The sequence below is a fragment of the Streptomyces sp. NPDC047525 genome, assembly GCF_040643025.1.
In the GTDB taxonomy this organism is placed as follows: Bacteria; Actinomycetota; Actinomycetes; order Streptomycetales; family Streptomycetaceae; genus Streptomyces; species Streptomyces durmitorensis.
Genome location: NZ_JBEYTL010000003.1, coordinates 118339 through 132712 on the forward strand (window position 1 = coordinate 118339; position 14374 = coordinate 132712).

A 14374-nucleotide genomic window follows, 5' to 3' on the forward strand; every position below is an offset into this window, starting at 1 on the left:
GTGGGGCCGCGACCAGAAGTGACATGCCCACATCACACCTCTCCCACGCGTCTCTCGCCCCTCCCCGCCACGGCAGCCTCGACCTGCCCCAAGGCCCGCCCCTCCTTACGCTGGACACAGAGGTGAGGAGGGCCGTCATGTCCGCCGTCGCCGTGCACGAGGCAACGCTGCGCGCGGGACTTGTCCTGCCGTACGCCGAGGTGGGCGACCCCGCGGGTACGCCGGTCGTCCTGGTCCACGGCTACGTCGACTCCTGGTGGGTGTTCGAGCCGCTGCTGCGGCGCATGCCCTCCTCCCTGCACGTCTACGCGCCCACGCAACGAGGCCACGGAGACGCCGACAAGCCCCCGGACGGCTATCTCCCCGAGGACTTCGCGGCCGACCTCGTCGCCTTCATGGACACCGTGGGAATCGAGCGCGCCGTGCTCGTCGGGGCTTCGAGCGGTGGGGTGCAGGCACGCATCGTCGCGGGCCGCTACCCCGACCGGGTCGCCGGGCTCGTGCTCCTGGGCGTTCCGGTCACCCTCGCCGACAAGCCTGTCGCCGCTGAACTATGGCAGGTCGTACGGGAGTTGGAGGATCCGGTGGACCGTGACCTCGCGGAACGGTTCGCGCTCGGCATGACGGCCGAACCTCTCGCTCGCGGCTTCCTGGAGACCGTCGTCGAGGAGAATCTGAAGGCACCCGCCCGCGTGTGGCGCGAGACGCTGCGCGGCCTCCTTGAGACCGATCTGCGGGCGACGCTGTCCGGGATCCTCGTACCCACGCTGGCCGTCTGGGGCGACCGCGACCCGATCCTGACGCGCGAGGAACAACAGACGATCCTCGACACCGTTATCGGCTCCCGGCTGATCGTCTACGAGGGAGCGGGGCACATCGTGCACTGGGACATGCCGGAACGCGTGGTGAGGGACATCGCCGCCTTCGCCGCCTCCGTTGACGGCAACGGCAACGGAGGCGGAGGCGGAGGCGGCAACGGCAACGGCAACGGCAACGGCAACAGCGTCGGCTGATCGGCGGGGGCCGAATCCCCGGCCCCCGCCGTGCTCGCCGTAATGCTTGCGGGTGCCATCGGTGGACGGGCGTGCTGTCCTGGCCATGGGACAGCGGCCGCCGTGCGGCGACCCCCTCCTCAAGACCCTCACCGCACACTCCCTCCTCCCCTAAGGAGCAGCCGCCATGGCGATCTTCATGCACGCTTCCCTCCCGGGTGTCACCACCGACCAGTACGACGCCCTCAACGCCAAGCTCCAGCAGACGCCCGAGATCTTCGACGGCTGCATCGCCCACGTCTGCGTCCCGGGCAGCGACGGCCTGGACATCTACGACATCTGGGAGTCCGAGCAGCACATGCAGGCCTTCGGCGAGAAGATGATGCCGATCGCCGAGTCGGCCGGCCTGTCCGGTCCCGGAGGGCAGCCCGAGGCGTTCTCCGTGCACAACTACTGGATTCCCGGAGCCTGAAAGCCGCAAAAAGCCGGTTGCCCTGCGGGCCCGGCCCGCTGGGGCGACCATGAAGGCATGGAATGGAGGCACGGAGCGGGCATCCCCCTCGGCGAGGTCAGCACACCGGGACGCGTCGCCGCCGCCGGTGAGGGCATCAGCGAGGAAGAGCTGGCGCTCGCGGCACGCAATCACGGGCTGCCGCTGGAGGCCCTGCGCCATGACGTCACACCGCCCGGCCTCCACTATCTGCTGACCCATTACGACATCCCCGTGGTCGACGCGGACACGTGGCGGCTCACCGTGGGCGGGCGGGTCCGTACCCCCCTGGAGCTGGGGCTCGCCGAACTTCAGGCGCTGCCGGCCGTCACTCACCGGGTCACGATGGAGTGCGCGGGCAACGGCCGCGCCCGGCTGAGCCCGCGCCCGGTCAGCCAGCCCTGGCTCGTGGAGGCGGTGGGCACGGCCGACTGGACGGGCGTGCCACTGCGGACGGTGCTCGCCCGAGCGGGGGTCGAGGACGGCGCCGTCGAGGCCGTGTTCACGGGCGCGGACCACGGAGTCGAGCGTGGCGTCGAGCAGGACTACCGGCGCAGCCTGCCACTCCCCGTGGACGCGGACGTACTGCTCGCGTACGCGATGAACGGCGGGCCGCTGCCGCCCCAACACGGCTACCCGCTGCGGCTCGTGGTCCCCGGCTGGTACGGCATGGCGCACGTCAAATGGCTCCGCGCCGTCGAACTGGCCGACACCCCGTTCACCGGCTTCCAGCAGGCCGTGGCGTACCGCTTCCGGCAGTCCCCGGACGACCCCGGCGAGCCCGTCACCCGGATCGCCCCTCGCGCCCTGGTGATCCCACCCGGCTTCCCGGACTTCATGTCACGCGTACGGGTCGTGCGCCCCGGGCCCGTGGAGCTGGAGGGACGCGCCTGGTCCGGGTACGGGCCGGTCACACGGGTCGAGGTCAGCGCCGATGACGGCAGCACCTGGACCGACGCCGAGGTCTCTTCCCGCGGCCCGCACCGCTGGGGGTGGCAGGCCTGGCACACCACCTGGACCGCGGCCGCCGGCCGCCACACCCTGAGCGTCCGGGCGACCGACGCCGACGGACATGCCCAGCCCCTCGAACAGCCCTGGAACCGAGGGGGCTTCGGAAACAACCTCGTACAGCGCGTCCCGGTCCTGTGCCAACCGCTCCCGGCCACAGGGCCGTAGGGACACCCGAAGGCGCCCCCACCTGCGACGTTTCCGTCACTGGGAGACGAAGACGCGTTCCAGCAGGCTGTGCAGCGTGTCCCGGTCCTGGGCGCTGAGCCGCTCCAGGCCCTCCCGCGTGGCGCTCATCCTCGCGCGGAGCGCGTCGGTGACGCGCTCGCCCTCGGCCGTGAGGACGACGTTCTTGACGCGCCGGTCGGAGGGGCTGGGTTCGCGGCGCACCAGGCCGCGCTTCTCCAGCCGGTCGATGATCCCGGTCATGTTCGACGCGTCGCAGGTCAAGGTGTCGGCCAGGGAGCGCATCGCCGCAGGGCCACGGCGCAGCACGGTCAGTGCCTTGCCCTGGCTCGCCGTGAGGTTCTCGCTCGCTGCCGCGAGCGTGAAGTCGCCGTAGTAGGCGCCGAGCGACACCGAGAGCAGCTCCATGAGCCGGCCCGTGTCGGTGCGGGGAGTGCCTGTCATGAGAGTCACTTTACCCCCTGAAAGTTGACTACCTCAAATATCAATGTTTACCTTCGACTCATTGCTTGAGGATCTCAAGCATCAAGGTTGTCAAGTAACTGAGAGAGAAACACCGTGTCCCACGCACACCGCGCCGCGCCCCCACGGACCTCCGGGCAGACCCTGCTCGTCCTGGCCCTCGGTCTGGCCGCCATGGTCGTCTCGATGATGCAGACCCTGGTCGTCCCGGTGCTGGGCATCATCCAGGAGGACCTGAACGCCACCACGGCGAACGTCAGTTGGGTGACCACCGCCACTCTCCTGTCGGCCGCCGTCTTCACCCCTCTGCTCGGCCGCTTCGGCGACCAGCACGGCAAGAAGCCCACCCTCGTCGGCGTCCTGCTCGTGATGATCGCGGGTTCGGTGCTCGCCGCCACCACCAGCTCGCTGACCTGGCTGATCATCGGCCGCATCATGCAGGGCGCCGCGACCGCGATCTTCCCGCTCGCCCTCTCCGTCCTGCGCGAGGAGATCAAGCCGGCCAAGCTGCCCGGAGCCATGGCCCTGGTCAGCGGCACGCTCGCCTTCGGCAGCGGGCTCGCGCTTGTCGGTGCCGGACTCCTCACCCAGGGCGCCGACCCCGACTACCACCGGGTCTTCTGGCTCGCGGTGGTACTCGCCGTCGTGGCGCTTGCCGGGGTGCTGTTCGTCGTGCCCGCCTCCCGGGCGAAGACGGGAGGGCGGACCGACTGGCTGGGCGCCCTGTCCCTCGCGATGCTGCTCGTGCTGCTCCTGCTGCCCATCTCGCAGGGCCACGAGTGGGGCTGGACGTCCGGCCGGACGATCGGCGCCTTCGTCGGCGCGCTCGTCATGGCGGTCGTGTGGGTCGCGGTCGAGCGCCGGGTCAAGGAGCCGATGGTGGACATGCGGATGTTCGCCCACCGGCCTGTCCTCTTCACCAACCTGGCCGGGCTGCTCCTCGGCTTCGCGATGTTCGCCCAGTTCATCGGCGTCTCGTACCTCGTGCAGATGCCCGAGAGTGTCGCGGGGTACGGATTCGGCGCCTCAGTGCTCGCCGCCGCCGTCGTCTACCTGCTGCCCACCACGCTCGTCTCCCTCGTGGGTGCCCAGGTCGGAGGGCTGCTCGTGCGCCGGATCGGCGCCCGCTCCACGCTGGCCGTCGGCGCCGCCTTCGGCGTGCTCGGCTTCGCCTGGCTGACCGCCGCGCACGGCACCAGCGCCTCGGTGATCGGCGCGGGCATGATCATCGGCCTCGCGATCAGCTTCGGCTACGCCTCCATGCCGGCGCTCATCGTCGCCTCCGTCCCGGCCCACCAGACCGGAATCGCCAACGGAATCAACTCCATCTCCCGCTCGGTGGGCAGCGCCGTCGCGAGCGCCATGATCACCACGCTCCTCGCGTCGAAGACCATCGAGCTGCCCGACGGCATGCCCGCACTGCCGCAGGAGAGCCAGTTCACGCTGAGCTTCGCCATCGCCGGAGCGGCCTTCGCCCTGGTCGTGATCGTCGCCCTCATCGGGCTCAAGGCTGAACACGCGCCCCGCGCATCCGCGGTGCGCGAGGTCGCGGCCGCGCAGTCGGCGGAGCTCGCGCAGCACGCGGAACCCGCGCAGCACGCGCAGCACGCGCAGCACGCGGGATCGAAGCCTGCCGCCGAACTCGTCTGATCAGACCAGCTACTGGAGTGCCGCCGCGCTCAGCGGAACCGGCACCCCCCGGAAAGGCATACCTCGATGAAGACTTCGGACAGCGTGGACCACACCCCGGCACTCGTCGACCACCGCGCGGCTGTCGCGGCGGAGACGGCGCGCTTCGTCACGACGGTCAGGGGCACTGACCTGGCGACCCCTGTGCCCGGCTGCCCCGGCTGGACACTGGCCGACCTGATCAGACACACCGGCAGCGTCCAGCGCTGGTTCGCCACTCTGCTGCGGGCGCGCATCCAGGAACCACCGCGGAGCCGCGAGGTGGACCTGCACCTTCCGGACCAGCAGGACGGATACGCCAACTGGCTGGCCGAGAGCGCGACGGTGGCCGCGGACGCCTTCGCGGCCACCGACCCGAACCTGCCGATGTGGGCGTGGGGAGCCGACCAGCACGCCCGGTTCTGGGCACGCCGGATGCTCTTCGAGACCCTGTTGCACCGGGCCGACGCCGAACTGGCACTCGGCCTGCGGCCCGCGATCGACCGAGCGGTCGCGGTCGACGGGATCGACGAATTCCTCGTCAACCTGCCCTTCGCCGCCTTCTTCGCCCCTCATGTCGTCAATCTGCGCGCCCCCGACAGGACCATCCGCTTCCGCGCCACCGATGGCGACGGCGACGGCGACTGGCTGGTACGCCTGCGACCCGACGGCTTCGCGCTCGCCACGGCCGGCGCGGAGGCAGCCACCGCTGACGCGACGGTCCGGGGAACCGCCGGCGACCTGCTGCTGCTCGTCTACGGCCGCCTGCACCACGACGATGCGGTCCTCTCACACGAGGGAGACGAGGACCTCCTGGCACACTGGTTCGCCAACTCCGCGTTCTGAGGCTTTGGTCAAGTCGCGGCGGTAGTACCGCGTTTGTGGTTCTGCGGTGGGAGGCCGGTCAGCAGGATCCGGTGCGGGGAATGGCTGCCGGGTGGGGAATCGCTGGCGGGCTGGCCTTCCGCGTTGCCCTTGCGATGGCTACGGGTGCGGTGGTCGGCGTCTGCGTCTGCGTCTGCGTCTGCGTCTGCGTCTGCGTCTGCGTCTACGCGATCAGCCGTACCGGAGGCACGTACCTGTTCGCCATCGCCGACGGACTGGCCGGCGCGCTCGTCGCCGTCGGTCTCGACGGCCACGGGCGCTCGGCGCGGCTGACGGAGGTCCGTGTCACCGTGCCGCAGGGCCCTGCGGCCGGTGGCGTCGCCGAGCGAGCTGGCCTCAGTCGTGCACACCGATGCCCGGCAGGTCGCCCGGCAGCTCTCTCTATGTGAGACGGCGTTCCGGGATCTTTGCGGGATACCTAAGGTGGAGCGCATGTTCGGACCCGCTCGTCAGCTCGCTCTCGCGCTCTTCGCGGCCACGCCGTGGAGCGTCGACGACGCGCTCTGTCGCCGCTGACGCCTCGCTCAGCGCCCAGCGCCCCGCTCTCAGCGCCCAGCTCTCGCGCTCACCCCGCTCTCGCGCTCACGCGATCACCGCCTGTCCGGCCCACCCCTCCCGTTCCCGGAGACCCTCTTGACCACCGCTCCCGATGCCGGGGCGCCGCCCCGGGCCGCCCTGCTCACCCCTGCCCCCACCTCCGCCTCCGCCCCTCCGGCCGAGGCCTCGCCGCCGGTCCGGCGGGTGCCGCTAGCGGTCGCCGGCGCCATCGGTGTCGCGCTCGCCGGCTACGTCTTCGCGGAGCACGGGGCCAAGCCCGGCGTCCTGCTGCTGCTCGGCATCGGACTCGGGTTCGCCCTGTTCCACTCCCGGTTCGGGTTCACCTCCGCCTGGCGGCAGCTGGTGGCCGTCGGGAACGGCACCGGGCTGCGTGCCCACACCCTGCTGCTCGGCACCACCGCGACGCTCTTCGCTCTGATCATCGGCACCGGCAGCGGCCTGTTCGGTTCCGTGCCCGCCCCCAGCGCCGGGCCGATCGGGGTGGCGCTGCTCATCGGCGCCTTCCTCTTCGCCATCGGCATGCAGCTCGGCGGCGCCTGCGCCTCCGGGACCCTCTTTGCCGTCGGCTCCGGCCAGGGCACCATCGTGCTCACCCTCCTCGGCTTCATCACCGGCTCCACCCTCGCCGCCTGGCAGTTCGGCCTCTGGAACGATCTGCCCGCGCTCGACCCGTACGTACTCTCCGACCACGTCGGCTGGTTCGGCTCCTGGGCGGCGACGATCACGGCGCTCGCCGCGATCTGGTTCATCGCCCGCGCCGTGCAGACCCGCCGCAATCCCCCGCCGGTCGGCACCCCGCCGTCAGCGCGCGGCGCCCTCCGCCGTGCGGTCAGGGGCTCGTGGCCGCTGGCCGCGGGCGCCGTGGCGCTGGCGGTGCTCGGCGCCGGCGTACTGCTCGCCTCGGGCGGCGCCTGGGGCGTCACCAGCGCGTTCGCCCTGTGGGGCTCGAAGGTCGTGGGCGCACTCGGCGGCATGCCGGAGACCTGGGCTTTCTGGCAACAGCCCGACAGCGCGGCCCAGTTGTCGGGACCGGTCCTTGCCGACAAGAACAGCCTCACCGACATCGGCATCATGGTCGGCGCGGCCGTCGCGGCGGCCGCCGGGGGCGTGTGGCAGTTGCACCGCAACATCCCCGCCCGCACAGCGCTCGCCGCCGTCATCGGCGGCATCCTGATGGGCGTCGGCGCCCGCCTCGCCGGCGGCTGCAACATCGGCGCCTACCTGGCCGGCATCGCCTCCGGGTCCCTCCACGGCTGGATCTGGGCAGCCGTGGCCATCCTCGGCACCTGGGCAGGCCTGCGCCTGCGCCCGCTGTTCGGCCTGGGCAACCCGAAGCCGACGGACAGCGTCTGCTGACCTGCCGGCTCTGCTGTCACTGGGGGATGTCTCCGCCCCCAGCGACATCCGGCGGCTCGTGGCGTCCGGCCGACCGCAGCCGGCGGGGGCCGCAGGCGGACTCCTTCTCTCACTGCTTCTCTATGCGCGGCGCCAGTTGAGCAGGAGGGTCTCGACCGCCATGTGCAGAGTCACTGCGGCCACCCCGTCGCGCAACTGCGTGGAGAGGCCGAGGAGAAAGCTGTGGATCATGGCGGTCACCCCGTCGACGTCGACGACGGCATCGAGTTCGCCCGCGGCGATGCCTCGCTCTACGCAGGCCCTGATGCGCACGCGGTCGGCTGCACGCCGTGCCGCGACGGTCGCGCGCACTGAGGCGTGCTCCTCTCCCGGCGCCCGCATCGTGCCGGACAGGGCGACGAGACAGCCGGTGGGGTGAGACGAATCGGCCTGCATGTCGATCGAACGGTGCAGCAGGCCGGCCACGGCCTCTCGCGGGCTGACCGTCTCGTCCTCGATGACCTCGACAGCGCCGCCCGGCCCCTCCATGTAGTGCTCGACGACCTGCTTGAACAGCCCTTCCTTCGAGCCGAAAGCGCCGTACAGGCTCGCGGAGGACAGCCCGGTGGCGGCTCGCAGCTGTGCCAGCGAGGTCGCTTCGTAGCCCTGCTCCCAGAACAGCAGCATCGCGGACTCCAGTACGGCCTCCATATCGAAGGCGCGGGGACGGCCGGCTGGCGGCATAGGGACCTCCTGCATCTCAAGACGAGCGGCTCCGGCATGGCAAGCGCTGCCCTGCCTCCCATATTGGACCAACCGCTCCACAAAACGCCAAGTACCGGAGTGCGCGAGCATCGACGGCCCGCAGTGACCCTGATCACTTTTGGATCGATCGATCCAAAACTACTTGACCAGCACGTCACGCCGAGGCGAGCATTCCGGCATGAACGATCCAGAATTCAGAAAGGACCGCGCCGACGTCCGCTCCCCGCTGAGCCGCGCGATGGTGCTGTTGCTGGCGGTGACGTGTGGCGCGGCGGTCGCGAACATCTACTACGCCCAGCCGTTGCTGCCCGTTGTCGCCAAGGCGCTGGGGGTCTCCGAGGGGGCCGGAGGCCTGATCGTCACCTCTTCGCAGATCGGCTACGCGCTCTCGCTGGCACTGCTGGTGCCCCTGGGTGACGTACTGGAGCGGCGCCGTCTTGTGAGCGGGCTGCTCGCCCTGAGCGCTGTCGCTCTCCTCGGTGTGGCGGCCTCTCCCTCGCTGGGTGCGCTGTACGCCTCGGTCGCGCTGGTCGGGGTGACCTCCGCCGTGGCGCAGATCGTGGTGCCGATGGCGGCCTCTCTTGCCGCCGACCATGAGCGCGGCGCGGTGGTGGGAACGGTCATGAGCGGCCTGCTCATCGGCATCATGCTGGCGCGAACGGTTGCCGGGGCGCTGGCCGAATTCGGGGACTGGCGGCTGGTGTTCGTCTTCGCGGCGGGCGTCATGGTGGTCCTTGCGATCACCCTGCGCCTGGTTCTGCCTCTCGTCCCGCCGACCACGAAGACGCCCTATCCCCGGCTGCTGCACTCGGTGGTGACTCTGGTGCGCACCGAGTCGCTGCTGCGCAGGCGCATGGCTCTGGCCGCGGTCGGCATGGGTGGCTTCACGGTCCTGTGGACCGCCTCGTCGTTCCTACTGGCCGGCCCCACCTACGGGTACGGTCCTGCGGTCATCGGCCTGTTCGGCCTCGTCGGGGTCGTCGGAGCCGCGGCCGCGTCGGTGGCCGGCCGCCTCGCGGACCGCGGTCGCGCCCGTCAAGTGACAACAGGCGGGCTGATCGTGCTGACGGGGAGCTGGGGTGTGCTCGTCTTCGCCGGTCGAGGAGGCCCGCTCGGTCTGAGCGCGCTGATGGTCGGCATCGTGGCGCTCAACCTGGCACAGCAGGCACTGCTGATCAGCCACCAGAGCGTCCTGTACCGCCGCATCCCGCACGCACGCAGCCGGGTCACCACAGCGCTCATGGTCTCCGCCTTCGCCGGCAGCACCGTCACTTCCGCCCTGACAGCCGCGCTGTACCCGCTCGTCGGCTGGGCAGGGGTCTCCGCGCTCGGAGCGGTGATCGCGCTGATCGGCCTCGCGATCTGGTCCCTGGAACTGCTGCGCCCGAGCCCCGCGGAACCGCTCGCCGACCCACAGGCGGACGAAAACGTCCACGCGGACCCTGCCCCTGCCCCTGCCCCTGCCTCTGCCTCTGCCTCTGCCTCTGCCTCTGGCGCAAGCGCGGACCGCGCCCACGCACAGGAACACGCACAGGCACAGGCACAGGCACACACCGAGGAGGCCGCTCATGCCTGAGATCCGCCGAGTGGCGATCCTGGACGACTACCAGCACACGGCACACCGCTACGCCGCCTGGGACTCCCTGCCCGAAGGCGCCCACCTGACCTACTTCTCCGAACACTTGGGCGGCCCCGATGAGGTGACAGCCGCACTGCAGCCATTCGACGTGGTCGTAGCCATGCGCGAGCGAACTCCCTTCCCCGCCGAGGTACTCGACAGGCTGCCGAACCTGCGCCTGCTGGTGACCACCGGCCCCGCCAACGCGGCCATCGACACGGCCGCGGCCGCGCGGCGCGGCATCGTGGTGTCCGGCACGCGCGCCGCAGGACTGACGTCGACGGCCGAGCTGACATGGGGACTCCTGCACGCCCTGACCCGCTCGCTCCCCGCCGAAGACCGCAACCTGCGCGAGGGCGCTTGGCAGCAGACCGTGGGTCGCGATCTGCACGGCGCCCGCCTGGGTGTCATCGGCCTTGGCAGCGTGGGCAGTCGCGTGGCCCAGGTCGGGGTCGCCTTCGGCATGGACGTCGCCGCCTGGAGCACGCACCTCGATCCCGGGCACGCGAAAGCACTGGGCGTCACCCCCGTCAGCAAACGCGAACTCCTGACCACCTCGGACGTGGTGACGCTCCACGTCCGGCTCTCCCCACGCACCGTCGGCCTCATCGGTGCCGACGAACTCGCCCTCATGCGGCCGGACGCGCTGCTGATCAACACCTCCCGAGCACCCGTCGTCGACGAGGAGGCACTGCTGGCCGCACTGCACGCCGGAACGGTGGGCGGCGCGGCCCTGGACGTCCACTTCACCGAGCCACTGCCCACCGATTCGCCATGGCGCAGCGCTCCGCGAACCATCCTCACCCCACACCTGGGCTACGTCACCGCCGACGCCTACGAAGTCTTCTACCGCGACGCACTCGGCGGCATCCTCGCCTACGCCGCCGACGAACCGGTCCGCCTGCTCACGCCGTGAGCGGACCACGTCCCGCCCCCCAACACACGAACACACACCAACAAGGACAGGAACCCACCATGCCCACCATGCCCCCCGGCGAGCAGACCACCAGCGCCCACCCGCAGCACGATCCCACCGACGATTCAGGGGGCCGCCTGCCCCGCCTGTGGACGCGGACCCTGGGCGACCTCACCCTCACGTACGTCCCCGACGCCGGCGTCCACATGATCCCCACCCGGGTCTATCCCGCCTCCGCCGACGAGGACTGGACGGACCATGGCCCCCACATGACGGACGCGGGCCACCTGGCCATGGGATGCGGCGCGCTGCTCGTCGAGCGTCGCGGGAAGCGCCTGCTCCTGGACGCCGGCCACGGCCGCATCTCGGGCGAGGACCCCGAACACTTCCAGCACGGCTTCGACCACGTACGGACCCTGCCCGATCACCTTCAGCGCCTGGGCGTCGATCCGGCCGCGCTGGAGACGGTCGCCTTCACCCACCTGCACGACGACCACACGGGATGGGCCAGGCCGGACGCCGTCGACGACCCGCGCAGCCTGTTCCCCCACGCGCGCTGGGTCGTCGGGGAAGGAGAACTGCAGGGGCTGAACCCGGCCTCCGGCCCACGGCTCGCCGGACAGAGCGAACGGACCACAGCTGTCACCGACGGAACAGAGATCGCCGAGGGAGTACGCGCCTGGGCGCTGCCCGGGCACACCACCGGGCACACGGCCTGGATCCTGGACACCGGTGACGGCCGCCGGATCGTTGCCTTCGGCGACGCCATGCACTCACCCGTCCAGATCCAGCATCCCGACTGGGAAGTCGTCCTCGACCACGACCGCGCCCAGGCCGAGCACTCACGTCGCCGACTCGTGGAATTCCTGGCCAAGAGCGACGTCTTCGGCTTCGGCGTGCACTTCGCCGACCAGCAACTCGGCACCGTCGACGACACCGGCCGCTGGCGCCCTTGGGAGGACGAGACAGACAACCGGTGAGCCCCTCCCCACCCACAACGCCCTCGCCGGACTGTGCTCGCCGGGACTGTGGCCCTATTTCTGAGGACTCAGGGCGTACTTCCCGGCGAGCGGGGCGAATTGCTGGATGACACAGGCTGCTGCAGCAGCGGCGCTGTCGGTGTCGTCCGCTTGGCGGACGACGAACTTGCATTCCTCCGCGCCGGTGGAGAAGGCGTGAGCGTGAGCGGCCTGAGTCATGGCACTCATGTAGACACTCGCCGCCCCGGGGCTGATCGGCCCCTCCGTGCCACGGAATGTGCGCGGCATGCCTACGAGTGGCTGCGGGCCGTAGAGAACAATTGTGGTGGGATTGAATACGTTGATGAGTGTCGCAACAGCACGCCCCAGGGCCTCCCCCGCATGGACGAGGGTCTGGTGGACGACGCCCCCCTGGCCATTGCCCGTTGTTTCGTAACCTTCCTTGACGCCTTCGCTCTTCAGAGTGCGCGTGATGGAGTAGGGGGCCGCGGCCGCTTCCAGGCAACCGGAGCTCTGGCAGCGGCATTTGGTGGTGGAGCCCCGGACACCGGTCTCCACAGGAATATGGCCGAGTTCGCCCGCCATGCCGTGGGCGCCTCGAAATACCTGCCCGTTGAGGACGAGCGCGGAGCCCACTCCCCGGTCAGTGATGAGGATGACGACCATGCTCTCGTCATCGACGCTGCCCAGGAACCGCTCTCGTACCGCAAGGGAGTTGGCGTCGTTCTCCAATACGACTGGCACGTCGAGGCGCTGCCGAATCAGCGATGCCAGCGGAAACTTGTGCCAGCTGGCGTTCGGTGAGTTGATGATCGTCCCGCGATGCACATGCCCACCGACTCCCAACCCCACGCCGGTCAAGTGCTCGTGCTCCGGAATCAATCTGGCCTGGAGATCTCCGATCAGATCGAGAATCTTTGCCAGGACCTTTCCCCTGTCCCAGTCGGGCAGCGGCATCTCGATCGGGCCATGCACAGTACGGGCGAGCATGTCCGTGACGACACCCACCAGCCGATCCACGCCATGGACATCGTCCGAGACAATCTTGATGCCGATGGCCCGCTCCTCCAGAACGCCGGCGGGCGGCGACAGAGGTGCGCGCGGCGGCGCAGCTGACACATCCGCCGCATCGGAGGCCGACTGACTCTCCTCCAGAAGCTCGTCAAGGGTCGGCATATGGCCGCCGGCAGCGATCTCGCGCTCCCCACGTTCAATGCTGTACCGGATGCGGGAGAGGTTGCGGTCGACGAGCTGCTCCACCCACTGGAGGGTGACAGGGATGAGCAACGCGATCGCCGCTCCCGCATGTGTGACGACGAGCGCCTCGCGCGCATCGGCAGCCGCGCTGATGCGCGCCCCGGAGAGTCCTCGGATCGTCACGCGCTCCGGTGCCCGACGGCTCGTGGGCCGCGGCTCCTCGTTCATCAGGTCGTCGAGACTCACAGAGTCACCTGCCGCTGCCTCGCGCTCGCCCTCCCGGATGTTCTGCACGATCCGGGTGAGGTTCTGGTCGAGGAGATGCTCAACAGTCTTCGTCGTCAACGGCATGAGCACTCCGGCGAGAACACGCCCGTTCGTGATCCCCAAGACTTCGCCGCGCTCTGCGGCGGCCGCGATGAGGTCCCCGGAGACCTGGCGAATCCCGATCGTTTGCATGGACTTGCCCCCGTCGACTTCTGTGCGATTCCGCCCGAGGTGCGACGGTTGTCGGCTCGTCTACGAGGATGTACCCTTCAAAAGCTGTCGTCAACCGTTGACGGCACATCAGGGGTCGCCGGATGAGGGGGCCGAGATGTCCGACAGCGTCGAACAGCCAAGCCTGGGCTCGGGATACACCACCGCCCTGGAGTCGTTACGCTCGACCGCGAAGTGGCTGCTCACCGCCTTCGCCGGCGCAGGAGCGGCCCTGGCGGCAGGGCTTCAGCTCACCGGCATAGGTGAACTCAGCGCGGATTCCTGGCGTTTATGGGTAGCCCTGGCAAGCGCGGCCGTCGCCCTCGCCGCCCTCGGCTACATGGCCACCAGCGCCTCGTCCGTCCTCTCGCAGGACTGGGTCACGCTCGGAAGCTTCACCGATGAGGACGTGGACTCCCTGCTGCATGACGAGCCGGACAGCCGACGCCGCCGACATTTCGGGGCAGTCGTTCGACGGCTGGACGAGAACCGGCTTGAGCTGTACGGGCACGTGGCCACTGACCTCGGCGCCCTCCATCGCAAGCTCCGTGAGACCGACGACGAGATCAACTCCCCGGCCACCGAACCCGCCAGACGTGAAGCGGCACTGCTCCTTGCCGACCGGTTGCGCGCCACGGCACGCGAAGTGGTCCAGTGCGCCAATTACTACTGGACCCTGCAGCTCTTCCGACGTATGAGAGTCCGTCTTGCCTGGGCCTCACTCATTGCGGTCCTGGCCCTCAGTTCCTATGCCTACGCCGCCAATCCGCCCAAGCCCGAGAGTCCACCCGTGATCTGCGTGGCGAACTGACGAAGATGGCCGCCCTCAGCGCCAGG

Annotated in this window: 14 protein-coding genes; 11 read left to right on the forward strand and 3 right to left on the reverse strand. The window is 70.0% G+C overall.

Going from position 1 to position 14374, the window contains the following annotated elements; translation table 11 throughout:
- Positions 1 to 137 precede the first annotated feature (137 nt).
- The 3 genes from ABZ833_RS09550 (at position 138) to ABZ833_RS09560 (ending at position 2658) form a co-directional block, all read left to right on the forward strand.
- Positions 138 to 1013, forward strand: a complete 876-nt coding sequence (locus ABZ833_RS09550) for an alpha/beta hydrolase (RefSeq protein WP_361043439.1) — start codon at positions 138 to 140, stop codon at positions 1011 to 1013.
- 166 nt (positions 1014 to 1179) lie between these two features.
- Positions 1180 to 1464, forward strand: coding sequence for a hypothetical protein (locus ABZ833_RS09555; RefSeq protein WP_361043442.1), 285 nt, complete (start codon positions 1180 to 1182; stop codon positions 1462 to 1464).
- 57 nt (positions 1465 to 1521) lie between these two features.
- A complete protein-coding gene (locus ABZ833_RS09560; RefSeq protein WP_361043444.1) occupies positions 1522 to 2658 on the forward strand; it encodes a sulfite oxidase in 1137 nt (378 codons plus the stop codon).
- 36 nt (positions 2659 to 2694) lie between these two features.
- Here the strand turns inward: ABZ833_RS09560 and ABZ833_RS09565 are convergent, their stop codons facing one another.
- Positions 2695 to 3120, reverse strand: a complete 426-nt coding sequence (locus ABZ833_RS09565; RefSeq protein WP_361043446.1) for a MarR family transcriptional regulator — start codon at positions 3118 to 3120, stop codon at positions 2695 to 2697.
- A gap of 114 nt (positions 3121 to 3234) precedes the next feature.
- Here ABZ833_RS09565 and ABZ833_RS09570 point away from each other — a divergent pair, with 114 nt between their 5' ends.
- The 4 genes from ABZ833_RS09570 (at position 3235) to ABZ833_RS09585 (ending at position 7605) form a co-directional block, all read left to right on the forward strand.
- On the forward strand, positions 3235 to 4788 hold the full coding sequence (locus ABZ833_RS09570; RefSeq protein ID WP_361043448.1) for an MFS transporter: 1554 nt from the start codon (positions 3235 to 3237) through the stop codon (positions 4786 to 4788).
- A gap of 66 nt (positions 4789 to 4854) precedes the next feature.
- Entirely contained in the window at positions 4855 to 5652 is a 798-nt protein-coding gene (locus ABZ833_RS09575) for a maleylpyruvate isomerase family mycothiol-dependent enzyme (protein WP_361043450.1), read from the forward strand.
- A 134-nt stretch (positions 5653 to 5786) separates the two neighbouring features.
- Entirely contained in the window at positions 5787 to 6080 is a 294-nt protein-coding gene (locus tag ABZ833_RS09580; protein ID WP_361043452.1) for a hypothetical protein, read from the forward strand.
- Positions 6081 to 6324: 244 nt separating this feature from the next.
- Entirely contained in the window at positions 6325 to 7605 is a 1281-nt protein-coding gene (locus ABZ833_RS09585) for a YeeE/YedE family protein (RefSeq protein ID WP_361043454.1), read from the forward strand.
- A gap of 120 nt (positions 7606 to 7725) precedes the next feature.
- Here ABZ833_RS09585 and ABZ833_RS09590 read toward each other — a convergent pair whose 3' ends face one another.
- On the reverse strand, positions 7726 to 8328 hold the full coding sequence (locus tag ABZ833_RS09590) for a TetR/AcrR family transcriptional regulator (RefSeq protein WP_361043457.1): 603 nt from the start codon (positions 8326 to 8328) through the stop codon (positions 7726 to 7728).
- A 199-nt stretch (positions 8329 to 8527) separates the two neighbouring features.
- Between ABZ833_RS09590 and ABZ833_RS09595 the strand changes: the two genes are divergently transcribed.
- The 3 genes from ABZ833_RS09595 to ABZ833_RS09605 are packed head-to-tail and all read left to right on the forward strand — an operon-like array spanning position 8528 to position 11863.
- Positions 8528 to 9925 carry an MFS transporter gene (locus ABZ833_RS09595; protein WP_361043459.1) on the forward strand — a complete coding sequence of 466 codons (1398 nt, stop codon included), beginning with the start codon at positions 8528 to 8530 and terminating at the stop codon, positions 9923 to 9925.
- Positions 9918 to 10883: a D-2-hydroxyacid dehydrogenase family protein gene (locus ABZ833_RS09600; RefSeq protein ID WP_361043462.1), complete on the forward strand. Its 966-nt coding sequence runs from the start codon at positions 9918 to 9920 to the stop codon at positions 10881 to 10883. The genes ABZ833_RS09595 and ABZ833_RS09600 overlap by 8 nt, the downstream gene beginning before the upstream one ends.
- A gap of 59 nt (positions 10884 to 10942) precedes the next feature.
- Positions 10943 to 11863: an MBL fold metallo-hydrolase gene (locus ABZ833_RS09605; protein ID WP_361043464.1), complete on the forward strand. Its 921-nt coding sequence runs from the start codon at positions 10943 to 10945 to the stop codon at positions 11861 to 11863.
- Positions 11864 to 11917: 54 nt separating this feature from the next.
- Here ABZ833_RS09605 and ABZ833_RS09610 read toward each other — a convergent pair whose 3' ends face one another.
- Positions 11918 to 13519: an ROK family protein gene (locus tag ABZ833_RS09610; protein ID WP_361043466.1), complete on the reverse strand. Its 1602-nt coding sequence runs from the start codon at positions 13517 to 13519 to the stop codon at positions 11918 to 11920.
- 136 nt (positions 13520 to 13655) lie between these two features.
- Here ABZ833_RS09610 and ABZ833_RS09615 point away from each other — a divergent pair, with 136 nt between their 5' ends.
- Entirely contained in the window at positions 13656 to 14348 is a 693-nt protein-coding gene (locus tag ABZ833_RS09615) for a hypothetical protein (RefSeq protein WP_361043469.1), read from the forward strand.
- Positions 14349 to 14374: the final 26 nt, after the last annotated feature.

Coding starts and splice junctions, on each gene's coding strand:
- ABZ833_RS09550 (WP_361043439.1), top strand. CDS start 138: ATGTCCGCCGTCGCCGTGCACGAGGCAACGCTGCGCGCGGGACTTGTC.
- ABZ833_RS09555 (WP_361043442.1), top strand. CDS start 1,180: ATGGCGATCTTCATGCACGCTTCCCTCCCGGGTGTCACCACCGACCAG.
- ABZ833_RS09560 (WP_361043444.1), top strand. CDS start 1,522: ATGGAATGGAGGCACGGAGCGGGCATCCCCCTCGGCGAGGTCAGCACA.
- ABZ833_RS09565 (WP_361043446.1), bottom strand. CDS start 3,120: ATGACAGGCACTCCCCGCACCGACACGGGCCGGCTCATGGAGCTGCTC.
- ABZ833_RS09575 (WP_361043450.1), top strand. CDS start 4,855: ATGAAGACTTCGGACAGCGTGGACCACACCCCGGCACTCGTCGACCAC.
- ABZ833_RS09580 (WP_361043452.1), top strand. CDS start 5,787: ATGGCTACGGGTGCGGTGGTCGGCGTCTGCGTCTGCGTCTGCGTCTGC.
- ABZ833_RS09590 (WP_361043457.1), bottom strand. CDS start 8,328: ATGCCGCCAGCCGGCCGTCCCCGCGCCTTCGATATGGAGGCCGTACTG.
- ABZ833_RS09595 (WP_361043459.1), top strand. CDS start 8,528: ATGAACGATCCAGAATTCAGAAAGGACCGCGCCGACGTCCGCTCCCCG.
- ABZ833_RS09600 (WP_361043462.1), top strand. CDS start 9,918: ATGCCTGAGATCCGCCGAGTGGCGATCCTGGACGACTACCAGCACACG.
- ABZ833_RS09605 (WP_361043464.1), top strand. CDS start 10,943: ATGCCCACCATGCCCCCCGGCGAGCAGACCACCAGCGCCCACCCGCAG.
- ABZ833_RS09610 (WP_361043466.1), bottom strand. CDS start 13,519: ATGCAAACGATCGGGATTCGCCAGGTCTCCGGGGACCTCATCGCGGCC.
- ABZ833_RS09615 (WP_361043469.1), top strand. CDS start 13,656: ATGTCCGACAGCGTCGAACAGCCAAGCCTGGGCTCGGGATACACCACC.